The organism is Sphingopyxis sp. BSNA05, assembly GCF_013265645.1.
In the GTDB taxonomy this organism is placed as follows: Bacteria; Pseudomonadota; Alphaproteobacteria; order Sphingomonadales; family Sphingomonadaceae; genus Parasphingorhabdus.
The window spans coordinates 1-13204 of sequence record NZ_PYIA01000165.1 but is presented as its reverse complement, the minus strand read 5'-3'; the positions used below and the strand labels follow the sequence as shown (position 1 = coordinate 13204).

14 protein-coding genes and 2 pseudogenes are annotated in these 13204 nt (G+C 48.9%); 2 read left to right on the top strand and 14 right to left on the bottom strand.

Annotated elements, in window-relative coordinates:
* Positions 1 to 365: 365 nt before the first annotated feature.
* From bphC to C8024_RS23890, 6 genes and pseudogenes are all read right to left on the bottom strand, one after another.
* A complete protein-coding gene (gene bphC, locus C8024_RS19230) occupies positions 366 to 1277 on the bottom strand; it encodes a biphenyl-2,3-diol 1,2-dioxygenase (RefSeq protein WP_173208226.1) in 912 nt (303 codons plus the stop codon).
* Positions 1277 to 1696 carry an aromatic-ring-hydroxylating dioxygenase subunit beta gene (locus C8024_RS19225; RefSeq protein ID WP_173208223.1) on the bottom strand — a complete coding sequence of 140 codons (420 nt, stop codon included), beginning with the start codon at positions 1694 to 1696 and terminating at the stop codon, positions 1277 to 1279. The genes bphC and C8024_RS19225 overlap by 1 nt, the downstream gene beginning before the upstream one ends.
* 73 nt (positions 1697 to 1769) lie before the next feature.
* Positions 1770 to 3014 carry a Rieske 2Fe-2S domain-containing protein gene (locus C8024_RS19220; RefSeq protein WP_173208220.1) on the bottom strand — a complete coding sequence of 415 codons (1245 nt, stop codon included), beginning with the start codon at positions 3012 to 3014 and terminating at the stop codon, positions 1770 to 1772.
* Between the two features lie 15 nt (positions 3015 to 3029).
* Positions 3030 to 4040 carry a 2Fe-2S iron-sulfur cluster binding domain-containing protein gene (locus C8024_RS19215; RefSeq protein ID WP_367947448.1) on the bottom strand — a complete coding sequence of 337 codons (1011 nt, stop codon included), beginning with the start codon at positions 4038 to 4040 and terminating at the stop codon, positions 3030 to 3032.
* Between the two features lie 27 nt (positions 4041 to 4067).
* Positions 4068 to 5464, bottom strand: a pseudogene (locus C8024_RS19205) (aldehyde dehydrogenase).
* A 159-nt stretch (positions 5465 to 5623) separates the two neighbouring features.
* Positions 5624 to 5928 (bottom strand): annotated as a pseudogene (locus tag C8024_RS23890) (non-heme iron oxygenase ferredoxin subunit).
* A 190-nt stretch (positions 5929 to 6118) separates the two neighbouring features.
* Here C8024_RS23890 and C8024_RS19195 point away from each other — a divergent pair.
* Entirely contained in the window at positions 6119 to 7018 is a 900-nt protein-coding gene (locus C8024_RS19195; protein WP_173208214.1) for a LysR family transcriptional regulator, read from the top strand.
* A gap of 186 nt (positions 7019 to 7204) precedes the next feature.
* Positions 7205 to 8284, top strand: a complete 1080-nt coding sequence (locus C8024_RS19190; protein WP_173208211.1) for an IS5 family transposase — start codon at positions 7205 to 7207, stop codon at positions 8282 to 8284.
* 122 nt (positions 8285 to 8406) lie between these two features.
* On the opposite strand, the gene C8024_RS19185 is transcribed toward C8024_RS19190, so the two are convergent.
* From C8024_RS19185 to C8024_RS19155, 8 genes are all read right to left on the bottom strand, one after another.
* Positions 8407 to 8547, bottom strand: coding sequence for a hypothetical protein (locus C8024_RS19185; RefSeq protein WP_173208208.1), 141 nt, complete (start codon positions 8545 to 8547; stop codon positions 8407 to 8409).
* Between the two features lie 171 nt (positions 8548 to 8718).
* Positions 8719 to 9357 carry a maleylacetoacetate isomerase gene (gene maiA / locus C8024_RS19180; RefSeq protein ID WP_173208205.1) on the bottom strand — a complete coding sequence of 213 codons (639 nt, stop codon included), beginning with the start codon at positions 9355 to 9357 and terminating at the stop codon, positions 8719 to 8721.
* A gap of 17 nt (positions 9358 to 9374) precedes the next feature.
* Entirely contained in the window at positions 9375 to 9845 is a 471-nt protein-coding gene (locus tag C8024_RS19175) for an aromatic-ring-hydroxylating dioxygenase subunit beta (protein ID WP_173208202.1), read from the bottom strand.
* Positions 9846 to 9848: 3 nt separating this feature from the next.
* A complete protein-coding gene (locus C8024_RS19170) occupies positions 9849 to 11111 on the bottom strand; it encodes an aromatic ring-hydroxylating dioxygenase subunit alpha (protein WP_217272331.1) in 1263 nt (420 codons plus the stop codon).
* Positions 11112 to 11126: 15 nt separating this feature from the next.
* Positions 11127 to 11807, bottom strand: coding sequence for a fumarylacetoacetate hydrolase family protein (locus C8024_RS19165; RefSeq protein ID WP_173208199.1), 681 nt, complete (start codon positions 11805 to 11807; stop codon positions 11127 to 11129).
* A gap of 32 nt (positions 11808 to 11839) precedes the next feature.
* Positions 11840 to 12085, bottom strand: coding sequence for a cupin domain-containing protein (locus tag C8024_RS22345; RefSeq protein WP_254306122.1), 246 nt, complete (start codon positions 12083 to 12085; stop codon positions 11840 to 11842).
* A gap of 98 nt (positions 12086 to 12183) precedes the next feature.
* The gene (locus C8024_RS19160; protein WP_254306121.1) at positions 12184 to 12882 is read right to left on the bottom strand and encodes a cupin domain-containing protein; all 699 of its coding nucleotides are present in this window, start codon (positions 12880 to 12882) and stop codon (positions 12184 to 12186) included.
* Positions 12883 to 12903: 21 nt separating this feature from the next.
* Positions 12904 to 13204: hypothetical protein (locus C8024_RS19155; RefSeq protein ID WP_173208196.1), on the bottom strand; the 301-nt coding region annotated here is incomplete at its 5' end.

Here is a 13204-nt window from a genome sequence, read left to right as displayed (position 1 = left end):
GGGGTCACGTCAATCCCTTTTGTCAACAGAACCTAGCCCCAAACATGTGGCAAGAGATTGATGCCGCCTATTCTATTAGTGCGCCGTTTGCGCTGTAATGGCTCCATTTCATCATCAATGCTGATATTTATATTGATCGTTTGTCCTGCCTCATTTGTGGATTCAGCTTCACAAAGGGCCCGAATGAGATGCAGCGTCGATGTACTAACATTTCAAAACATTGTCCCCCGTCAGCGATCAATCGCCGACGGGGAGAGCAGGCTAACGTTCTTCAACCTACATGAGAGAAGTGCTGCTTGAGGCCCCTCGAGCGGTAGCCGCCATCAACTGAAATTCATCAAAGATCAAATGGAATGCATGCTCATCTAGTCACATTTCATCTTTAGATCCATACCGTAGCCTTCTGCTTCATTGTCATGTCCGAATATATCAGAGACATAATACTCTTGAGCATCGATTGCCTTGCGTGCCGCCCAACCGGGCTCCCAAAGCCAGCCTGATGGATTTGCACAATAGAATGTCAGAGCTCTATCGTTCGAGTGCATTCCCAGCGTTAGAGCAACGTCGCGTGCCTCCTGTCGGATTTTGTCATGTGTGATACCAAAATCGCGCAGGTCAGTATACTCAACCATAAAATGATTTATTCGCTTTGGCATCGGGCCCATCCCGAATGCAACCGAATGATCTCGGTCATTACAATGCATAAAGATAGGTTTGGCGGTCATTCCATTCGGCAATGGCAAATGATATTCGACACTACCGCGAAAACCCAGCATCGAGTAAAACTTATAAGCGGCGTCGTCATCCGTCTGCCGTAAGATACAATGCCCGATCCCCTGATTGCCGGTCAGAAATCTGCCATGCATGGGCCGGCCAGGGTGGAAGGGATTATGGCTATCTACCCTAGGACCATAAAAAATCTCGGTCGGGTTGCCTCCAGGATCTTCCAGTTTAAGCAAACCGAGAACTTTGCGTTCTTGTGCTTCCTCTTCGCTGCCTACACGATATTCGACACCATTCTGTTCAAGCAGAACTGCGACTTCTTCTAGTTCGGGTTGACCAGCTACTCTCCAACCTAGATAGGCTAAGTCATCATCGCCATCGGTGTGAACAACAATTCGGTGATGCCACTCATCCATCCGCAGGTAGTAGCGGTCTTCTTCTTCTTCTTCTTCTATAACCTGCATGCCGATGATGTCTCCGGCAAACTTCCTCCATGCATCACCATCAGATACAGATAGACCCATGTAGCCAAGTTCTATTATTTTTCCAGTCATCACATTCTCCTCGATCTAAAACATAAATTATAATGCATCGCCATAAGGGTTCTCACGATATCGTTGTCGATTACACAAACCCGTTTCCGGATTTCAAAACCACTGTCCCTATTTTCGATCAGTTCGTCGATATAACGGCCGGCCGCGTAAGGAAAAACATCACTCTGGCTCCGAGTCTCGAAGACAACAAAGTTAGATGAAGCGTGGATAACGCCATCTGTTATTTCCGTAATGATGCATGGTGCGTTGATGTGCCTCAATGCCATTTCGGGATAGATATTTGAATGTAGTAAAGAGGCCACGCGATCGTCCATGGCATCACGGCTCTCGAAAAAGAGAAATCCGGCGGGTAATCCAGCCAGTTCGTTTTGTTTTGAAGTAATCCGATACTCACATTGTTCGGAAAAAGTGAGGGCCATTTCTCCAGTTTCTCATCAATGTAAAACCCATATAAGGCATTGAACCGGTCAACCCTCTGTGCCATCTGATCATTCATGATTTCGCCCCATCTTCCATCAGATGAAGATAGCCACGCCAAAATCCACGCACGGCATTTTCATCAAGCCCCATAGGAATGGTCGGGTTGGTAGAATTGTCCAAGTCCATCAAAATCTGTGAGTGTCCGTCTGGTCCCTTTACACCTTCTTGGCAAATTTCTGTGGCCTCGCCATCTTCGAGTGAGACGTAACCGGCCGGTCCGACCATATTGATGCTACGCATTCTTTGTCGCAACATCTCGTCACTATCCTGCTCAAACCCAAAATACGTCCAAATCAGATCGAACTCGTCATTGTTTCTGACAACCATCTGACGCGTTGCCAGCGCATTACCGATCTGTTGTAAAACTACAGATGGAAAGATGGACTGGATACTTATAGTTATATCGTCTCCCATGTCGGGCCAAATTTCAAGTAACCGGGAGTCTTTGAGATTGACCGCTCCCGGGTCTCGGGAAGCCTCTGTTTGGTGTTTTGCCCCACTGTCATCGTCCGACGGCTTGTGCACCTGGAATGAATTGTGAAAGCCGAACTTCTCGTCGATCTCGCCGACAGATTTCTGGCTTGGTCGCCATATACCAAAAGTAGTATAGAAAAGGTGCAGTAACCCGCCATGATAGCTGTCTCGGCTGTTTTCAGCATATAGCTTCCAATTGCCTTTGATGCGTTGGCCCACAGAACCAATGACCTTGATGGGATGGATCATGATTCTCTCGATTGCAGAACACATGGCGTTTCCAAGAAAGTCTCGCAGCTCTGTCGCGTCTTCGCGGAATGTAGCAAATACCATATCCCCTATGGTGTCGACCCGCAGCGGTGTCATCCTCTGATTCTTGATATCAAATGAATCGGGCATTCCACCTTTGCCGCCTACTCCCCTGCGATAGGGGACGCTGCGCAGCGCACCAGTGGCGTCATAGGCCCACTGATGATAAACGCATACAAATGTGCCAGACTCGGCTTTCCCCCGGGAATTTCGACAGACGAGCGCGCCCTTGTGAACGCAGCGGTTTACCCAGACGTGCATGGCTCCATCTTCCCCGCGGCACAGGACTACCGGCGTTTCGCCAATGTGTGTCGATTTGTATGAATTAGCTTCAGGGACCTCTGCTGCTAGCCCTACATAAGACCAAACAGGCCCGCGAAAAATGCGTTCCTGCTCCTTTTTGAATATTTCTGGATCCGAATAAACGGAATAATCAACATTATTAACCGTTGAGGTTATTTTCAAGTCAGGCATAATAATCCTTTTCTACTAAAGAAAACTATCATAATAGAGTTGGTTAGCGGGCACGTTCAAATCGAGTTGCAGCATTTTATTCACCGCTGAAATCATCGGTGGCGGACCGCAGAAATAATAATCGTAATTTAGGGGGTTAATCTGTACCTTTTTGTTTTGGCGAACGACATCATGGATAAAACCCAACTCTGTTCCTTCTGGTCTATTTAAACCGTCGGTGTCTGAGATAGCCTCTACAACAGAGACTCGTTGCGCTAAGCTAGGATAAGCAGACACGAGCTTGTTTGCACATAGGTCCTGAGGCTCGCGGCCGCCGTAAAACAACAGCATCTTCTTTTGTGATGCAGTGGCGGATATGCTGGCTTGCCGCATGATTGACATGAGTGGAGATATTCCGGATCCCCCACCAATTAGAATAATGTCGCGCGGCGAATCCTCTCGAAGGTAGGACATACCATAAGGACCATCGATTTCTATTTTCTGTCCCGAGACCAGATGTTCAAAAAGGAAAGACGTCGCAGCGCCGCCAAGTATGCGTTTGGCGATGAACCTCCATTCACCTTGCTCATTGGGAAGATTGGACATAGAATAGGCGCGAGAACCTTCTACGGTAGGTATATCCAATAATATATATTGCCCGACTAGAAAATCCGCTGGCAAATCGCCTTTGAATGTGAATTCGGCCATATTGTGGGTGATTTGCGTGCATGATACATACCGAAGCGTTTGGCGGCGCGGCGAGACTATTGGTTCATATTGCCTTTCAATTTGTACTTTTATCGTACAATCTCCATCCGGCCTGCTTTGACAGGCGAGGTGGCGACCGCGACGACGCGCTCTTTCGCCGATTCCCTTGGCCTCTGGCCAGAGGTCCTCAATCTCGCCGTTTATCAGTTCAAATTGACAGGAACCACAACCGCCCGAATTGCAGTCATATGGCAATCCAATCCCATTTCGCAGTGCGGCACGCAGAATGGTATCTCCCTCTTCGACGGGAAATTCTATATCTGTACCTTCTACAACAATCTTTTTGGGTTTGTCATTTCCTCCTCTTTATTGCCCGAACACACCGATCGGGCCTTCTTCCAGATTGATGATGACACTCTTGGTTTGGCTATAGTGGTTCAATGCTTCACTGGCGAACTCGCGCCCAAAGCCACTGCCTTTGTAGCCGCCAATCGGCATGCCACCGATGAAGTTATAATATCGGTTTACCCAAACAGTGCCGGTTTCAAGCGCACGTGCCATCCGGTGAGCGCGAGGAAGATCTCGCGTCCAAAGTCCGCCTCCCAATCCATAGATACTTTCATTGGCCATGCGGATAACATCCGCTTCATCCCTCCAGCCTATAACCGTTGTGACGGGGCCGAAAATCTCTTCCTGAGCAATCCGCATCTCGTTGCGGACATCTGTAAAGATGGTTGGTTTAATAAAAAGCCCATCTGGAAGGCCGTCGACCTCTCTCTTGCCCCCGCCATAGGCCACGGTGGCTCCCTCTGTTTTGCCTATATCTATATAATTTAGAATTTTTTCATATTGCATGCGTGAGGCCTGTGGCCCCAAAACAGTGGTATGTTCCGTTGGATCACCCGAACTGGCGCGCCCAAGCAAATCTTGGAACTTCCCAAGAAACTCATCCATCACGTCTTCATGAACAAAACCCGACTACCCGCGAGGCATACCTCACCTTTATTAAGCACAGTGGACATCGCAGCTCCTTCTGCGGCCGCGTCTAGATCAGCGTCATTGCACACAATGTTAGCTGATTTCCCTCCTAGCTCCATCGTCTGAGGAATGACGTTGGTCGAGGCATATTGGATCAGCTTCTGTGCGGTTGGTCTGGACCCGGTAAAAGCTACCTTGCGCGTTAATGGGTGCGCCACTAGCGCTTCTCCCACATTCGGACCATATCCGGTCACGAGGTTTAGCACACCTGCTGGTAGTAAGTCTGCCATCTCCTTGAAGAACTCTATGACGGAGAGGCATACCGCTTCGGCCGGTTTCAGAACTACCGTGTTGCCTGCAGCGAGTGCTGGTGCAATCTTAGACGCCATCATTATTAGCGGGACATTCCAGGGTATAATCTGTACACACACGCCGAGTGGCTCACGTAGGACTATTCCAAGACCGTTAGGAGCCTCAATCGTTTGCCCATGCAGAAACCATGGAGCACCTGAGAACATCTCGAATTGTTCGACCGCCATTGGAATATCGAAATTCATAGCCTCCATGAATGGCTTACCATTGTCCAACGTGTCCATCATTGCGTAATCTTCAGCACGAGCTTTCAGGCGGCGACCCATTTCATAGATTATCTCCTGACGCTGAGATCGAGACGTTCGTGACCATGCAGGAAAGGCTTTCGCAGCAGCTTCGACAGCGCGCTTTGCGTCAGCGGCATTGGCGGACTGAATCTTAGCAAGGCAATCCCCAGTTGAGGGGTTGATCATGTCAATGGTTTCACCGCTACTACTTTGCTCCCAAGCACCATCGATGAAAAGTCCATATTCTTTCTGAAATAGCTTTTCAGCAAGTTTAAGGTGCTTTTGGCGGACATCTTCTACGTTTGACATTTTGCACTCTCCTCTAGTGTAATTTCAAGGCTATAATCAGATTTGATCAATGTACACAAAGCCATCTTTTATCGTGACTTCGTAGGTTTTTAGCGGTATCTCACAGGGGAATGCCTCTGGCTCACCAGTTTTGACATCGAAAGCCCCCGAATGAAGCGGGCACTCGATAAGGCCGTCTTCAAAAAACCGTCTGTGAGCCGTGCGACATTGTGTGTGCATATATTGCTCGTTACATAAATTTTATCGTCGAGATTAAATACAGCGAGTGGAGGCATTCCCTCTTGGTCAATTGGTAGCATGTCACCACTTTGTATATCTGTAACCGCACACAATCTGATCATTCCATTTTCCACTTTTTCATATCATCGGGTTGCAAATTGTTGCTTACAACATTTGCACAGTTTAATTCGGTGGTCATCCGTCTCAGCAGACAATCTAACTAGATGAGCTTAGGCAAAAGAATCTTACAATCAATCGCACCTTGTGATAGATATCATCACTGAGAATGATAATAGGCGATGAAGGCAGGTTATGAAAAATATAGATCTGAATCTCTTACGTATCTTCAATGAACTGATCCGCACGGGAAAGGTGGTTGATGCGGCGGAGCATCTCGGAATGACACAGCCCGCTGTCAGCAATGCGTTGAAAAGGCTCCGCAAACACTTTGATGACGAGTTATTTGTCAGAACAAAAAGTGGGATGAAACCGACGGCAATTGCAATTAGGCTCTCTGAACCAATCAGCTATGGACTAGATACAATTGGTCAAGCGATACACAGTCCGGCTAATTTTGATCCGACAATCAGCAAGCGGCATTTTGTGATCGCGGTTGCTGATATCGGAGATATGTATTTCATGCCTAACTTGATCTCACATGCTAGTAAGCATGCGCCTGGCATCTCCTACGAAACGGTACGTAATAACTCGCCGGACCTGCTTGAAATGATGGAAAACGGGCGTGTGGATTTGGCCGTTGGATATCTTCCTCAACTTACAGCCAATTTCTACACCACTCGGTTATTCTTACAAAATTGGGTCCTGACCGCTGCGAAAAATCATCCAATTTTTCACGTTCGAGACGTAAATTTAGAAGCGCTTAATGGTTATTCATGGTTAGGTGTGAGAGCGCATAGGAGCGGTCTTAGTTCTCTGAACGAAAGCCTCGTTGGAAAGGGGTTGGTCAGAAAAATCGATGCCTGGATTCCCAACTACGCCACTGTCGGCCCTTTGTTGGAGGCCAGCGGACTAATAGCGTGTCTTCCCGAACGACTTGCGCAAATTATCACCGCTTCGTACGAACTCAGTTCGTGTCCACTTCCGTTTTCGCTTCAACCACATGCTATAAGCGCGAACTGGCACGCCCGCGTCCACAGCGACCCTGCAATAAAATGGCTTCGCAAAACGGTGAACCTTCTCTTCTCTAACTGAGCAGACCAGTTGAAACAGATGGTTCTCCAGTACCGACCTAGCAGTTGATCGGAAAAGGCATCTCTGCAGATACATTGAAAACACTGTGCTTTGGCAATCGAAGCTTTTGCACCTGGACACCCGCAACAACCCCTCGCTTTTGGCGCACTGATGTGATTCATTGCTGTGCGAGAGGAGAGACCACAGATGCACCCATCGAGCCTATTTTCCTTATCAGATCACCTCGGGCTTTTAAGCAAGGACGGCGATCCGCTGGAAGTGTTGGACGGAACGGTTGATTTCGAACGATTCCGCGATCTTCTGGTGGACGGTCTGGGCTACAGCAATGGCGCAAAGGGCGGTCGCCCGCCATTTGATCCGGTGTCGATGTTCAAGGTGCTGTTGGTTCAGGCGCAGCATAATCTGTCCGATGCGCGGATGGAGTTCATGATCCGCGACCGCTTGAGCTGGATGCGTTTCTTCGGCTTCGACCTGGGCGCATCGATGCCGGATGAGAACACGATCCGGCACTACCGCAATCGGCTGACGCAGAGCGGCACGCTTGAGCGGTTGATGGAAGCGTTTGACCGTCAACTGCGCGAGCAGGGCTATCTTGCCATGGGCGGACAGATTGTAGACGCCACATTGGTTCCTGCCCCCAAGCAGCGCAACACCGAAGAGGAGAAGGCCGCGGTCAAGGACGGCAAGTCAGCCAATGAGATCTGGCCGGACAAGCCGCCCAAGGCGCACCAGAAGGATGTCGATGCGCGCTGGACGCTCAAGATCGGCGGCAAGGTGCGCCATCGCCCTGATGGAACACCGCTGCCGCAGATTGCAACGCCGGTGTTCGGCTACAAGTCGCATATCAGCATCGATCGGCGTTATGGCTTTATCCGCAGGGCGAAGGTGACCTCGGCCGCACAGAGTGATGGACGCCAACTGCCTGATGTGATCGATACGAACAACACGGCTGCCGATGTATGGGCCGATACGGCTTATCGCTCGAAGAAGAACGAGCGGTGGCTGGCGCGCAATATGCTCAAGAGCTGCATCCATCACCGCAAACCCAAGGGCAAAACCATGCCAGAGCGCACCGCCAGAGCCAATGCGGCAAAGTCAGCGGTGCGGGCCAGGGTCGAGCATGTCTTCGCGCATCAGAAAGGACGATATGGTCTGTTCATCCGCACCATCGGTCTTGCGCGTGCAGAGGCCAAGCTCACACTCGCCAATCTCGCCTACAATTTTGACCGCCTGATCTTCCATGAACGACGGGCTGCCACAGGGTAGGTGCGTCTGAAATCCGCAAGAACGCCGAGAGAAAGGCGCGAAACAGGGGGGAATCGCCGCTAAAAAGCGCACCAAAACTGTCAACTGAACAACACGTGGCTCACGGCGATGACAATGCGCCATCATAACCAGTTATTGCGGGTGTCCAGCTTCTGCTCCACCGTCCAGCGCCGACGGCCCGACACCCAGCCAACAACCTCGATCCGAGTGGTCATTCGATCACTCATATGACCACTTGTATCCTGATCGTCGAAATCGTCCATTATCACCGCTCCAAAAAGAACGGCAATCAACCTATGCTAAAGCCATCATGCAAGGCGGCCTCCGCGCCACGCTTACCGCTCAAGTGACCGGCACAAAACCGTTACAAGTCAAAAACCGGTGCAAGTCCAGTTATGATTTGGAGTTAAAGCTTGCCTTCAATCATCCTACGTCTAGTTCACCATGTCTGGGTGCGCCCTTTTGAATTCGTCAAGTTCTAGGCAAGAGGCATTAATTCGATTAATCTGCGGAAAAGCGGAGAGATCAACGTTGAACCGACGCGCATTGAAAACCTGTGGAATCAAGCAACAATCTGCTAAGGTAGGCGTGGTACCAAAACAAAATTCCGCAGCCGGTTGTTGTTCATTTATCAGCGTTTCGAGTGCTGTGAAACCTTCTGTAATCCAATGGCTAATCCATGCAGTTTTGGCGTCCTCATCTACGCCGAAATCGCCAGTCAGGTATTTCAATATCCGAAGATTGTTGAGTGGATGGACATCACAAGCGATAATCATGGCACATTGACGAACATAGCCCCGGGCTCGAGGGTCATCTCGCGGAAGCAAAGGAAAATTCAAGTGTGTTTCATCCAGATACTCGATGATTGCGAGCGATTGACTAAGGCGCCATCCATCGTCTTCTTCTAACACTGGGACCAGTTTTGATGGATTGATATTAGCAAAGTCGTCCGAAAGTTGCTCTTTAGTGGCGAAATCAACTGAAACCTGTTCATAGCTAATATTCTTCAAATTGAGAGCAATGCGCAATCGATAGGATGCTGAACTCTTAAAAAATTCATAAAGCTTCTTCACTACCAAAGTCTCCTCAATCAGATCGGATAGATGATCGCATTTGGAATCATCTCACTATCGTAGACACAGGTTCGGCTTTTGAATTTCAAGGCACCACCCTCTTCAACGATTTGATCAAAATACCGCCCCACATTGAATACAGTCGATGGTTCGCTCAATTTGGTTCGAAAAACTGCATAATTTGCTTCACAAAAAACACTGTTGTCGTCTTCTTGCCTTATAACGGGAAGACTTGTCACATGCCGTTGATAATAAGGATCGTGATAAATTGTCTCCCTAACCCCGTGAATTCGGTCAAGCATCATGCCTTTACTGGAAAGGTCTAGCGTAGCTAGTGGAAGTTCCTTTTCATAATTTTCGCGCGGGATGACTTTATAGTTGGCATCATCGGCGAACAGATTGACCCAATTATCAAACTCTTCCGAATCGATGCAATCCTCATATTTCGAATAGAGCCTGCAAATTTCATTGATATCAAATAGGCTCATAATTCACACCTCCATAACTTCGCGCCAGTATTTATACATGCCCCGGATTAGAGTTTCAGTTGCAATGCAATCGCCATCCTGTGTATCGTTACCGCCCATTTTCGCCATAGACGTACTCGATGGATTTGTATGAAAACCCATTTGTGAAAACTCGAGCACTTCCCCATCATCAGCCGAAACATACCCCGACGGTCCGAAAAGATTTGCTTGCTTGAGTCGACGGGCAGTCATTTCTTTGTCGTCATCCTCAAAGCCGAAATGCGTCCATACGAAATCAAATGAGTTCGGACCGCGTGGTTGAATATGACGGGTAGACAGGCTATTTACCTGCTGCTGAATGATGAGTGCAGGGAATAGGGTCATCATTGTTACTGTTGGTCCGTTCCACCAGTCCTCCGGGACGATGTCGATTTGGCTTGGATCTTTCAAGACCATGTCTTCTTTGAAACTTTGTACACCTGACACCAGACTGGCTTCGACAGCGGCTGTACTGCGGGTCCCGGCCATGACAGCATGGCGTTTGTAGGTATCCATTTTGAGGGATATCGGGCTGTCTGCGCGCCAAAGGCCAAAGGTAACAAACCAAGTGTGAAGCAGTCCAGCGTGGTAGGGATCTTTGATGTTCTCCATCATAAGCTTCCAGTTCCCCGGAATTCGCTGACGATTATAACCAAGGATAGTAAGCTTTCGGCCATTAAATATCCTATCGAAATACCCCAACATCATCTCACCGAGATAATCTTCGAATGATTCTATATCGTGGTCAAATGACCCGAAAACTACTCCGTTTCGAGATTCTACCTTTAACTTTGTCAGGCCATTTTCGGACATATTGAAATCCGCAGGCATCCCGCCACGCAATTCACCGTCTACTCGAAGGCCGCGCCGATAAGGCAACCCTCGCAAATTACCTTCCAGATCATACATCCACTGATGATACGGGCAGACAAACTCCTGACGATTTCCATCCCGCTCCCGGCAGAATTGGACCCGCCGGTGTGCACAAAGATTCTCAAACGCCGAAACGCCTCCCTCTTTGTTGCGCACCACAATGACGGAGCGCTCACCGATGACAGTCCGCTTGAAATCGCCAACGTTCGGAATTTCGGCGTCCAGCCCCAGATAGCCCCAATGCTTTTTGTAGAAAATTCGTTCTAGTTCTAACTTGTAAATATCTTCGTCAACATATGCCGACAGCGGAATTCGGCCCATTTCATCAGGCTTCCAATCAATAATGCTAGAGATATCTGAATTCTTCAAATTCATCTCACCATATCCTTCTTATTTAACTTCAACTTCAATAGCAGCCAGTCCTTCGATTGACGCGTGCATGACTTCGCCTGGGTTGACCGCGCCCACGCCCTCCGGCGTGCCCGTCATCAAGATATCGCCAGGAAGTAACACTTCATATTTCGATAAAAACGAAAGTGCTTCGGCCACATTCCACAGCATCAGGCCAGTGGTTGATTTCTGTCTTACTTCGCCATTGACTTCGAGCCTAATTTGCGAGTCAGGATGCGAATGGGACGGCTTTATCGAGCCGATCGGTGCCGATTTCGAAAATGATTTACCCAATTCCCAAGGGCGACCTTTCTCTCTTGCCTCCAACTGCAGATCTCGCCGAGTCATGTCGAGTCCAACAGCATATCCGAAAACCCCGTCAAGTGCTGCTTCAACAGATGCATTGTCCAGCGTCGCGCCTATCGCCGCCACCAACTCTACCTCATAATGGAAATTGTTGGTCATGGGCGGGTAGGGAATGCTCACCGCAACATTAGCGTCAACCGCTGCGTCGGCGGGTTTCATAAAAAAGAAAGGGGGCTCCTTGTCATCCCGCCCCATTTCTCTGGCGTGAGCAGCGTAGTTTCGTCCGACGCAATAAATCCGTCGCACCGGAAATCGCTCAGTTTTTCCATCGATTGATAAAGTCGGTGTAGCAGGTAAATCGAATAGTAGAGACATATCGTCAACGTCCTTTTTTATATTCTAGAGCATTAGAGACGTTGTTCACGCCACAATCCGAGTGCTTTTTGGACGGGTCGGTCAGAGTAGCTAAAGAGAACCGTCTCGGTCTCCGCGTGAAGCTTGAAAGTATTCCATGAAGGAATCACAAAAACGTCATTTTCGCCAAATTCATAATCCTTTCCTTCTATTGTCGCGCGGCCACTCCCTTCCAGGCATAGGAATATGGTGGAATCCGTCGACCGGTAGGGACGTGTTACAAATCCACTGGGCAGCATTTGCAGAAATGCACCGATGGTTGGCATAGGTGATCTACCAGTCGCCGGATTGATGTAGCGAAACTTAAATCCGTGATGCACATCAGATTCGCCACAAGCTATTTTTCAAGCGAGCGACGCGCTTCTTCATACGGGTAGACAAACACACGCGTTGGATCGCTTGGCTCAACCTCGAAATCTACCGGCAGCATATTCGTCCCGAAACGCGCCAGCGAATCTCCAATTGGGCGCGTTGGAATCTGTGCCTTTTCTGGGGCTCCTTCTCGAAATCCTGCAGCGAGCATTTCAACAATCGGGATATCCAAACCATCAAGCCATATAACTGGCTCATCACCATCATTGCCATGATCATGATAGGTCCAAGCAGGCGTGATTATAAAATCGCCACGCCGCATGATCGTTCTTTCTCCGTCGACGGCCGTATAGGCACCTTCTCCAGAAACCACGAGCCTCAAGGCCGATTGCGTATGACGGTGTGCAGGCGCGATCTCGCCGGGCAATATTAGCTGTAGGCCAGCATAAAGGCTTTGTGTGATCTGTGACTGGCCGCGCAGACCCGGATTTTCAAGAATGAGGACGCGGCGCTCTGCCTCCTCGGCAGTAATAAGATCACCGGCCTCCATGAGATAATCGCGCACAGTTGAAAATTCCCATAGGTGTGCCTTGGCTGAAGTCGTCGGGGATTCTGGAACCAGTGAGGCCAGTACTTCCCAAAGAGGTGTAAGATTTTCTGGATCAATTCTTTGATAGAATTCTTTGCGTATGTTGTCGCCAGTCGGCGTTATACTGATAGGCATAATGATGCTCTCAACTTTATGTCAGGACGGAATGTAAGGTTCGAGATAGATAAGTTGCGGGTCTGCGCCCTGATCAATCAAGCTATTGCGAATTGGCATCATTGCGACAAATCCACCGAATACATTGGCTGACCATCCACGGAGATTCTGAGGCATCTCGCGAATTGCCTCCGAAACATTTTGGGGTTTTGAAGTTCTACCAATAGATTTATACAACGATATAAATTTCACATCTGCATTCATGAGCTTATTTCGGGCCGGCAGTAGTAATGTTTGGATTATTTCTTCTAATCCTTCCGGTATATCTATGATCGCGACAACC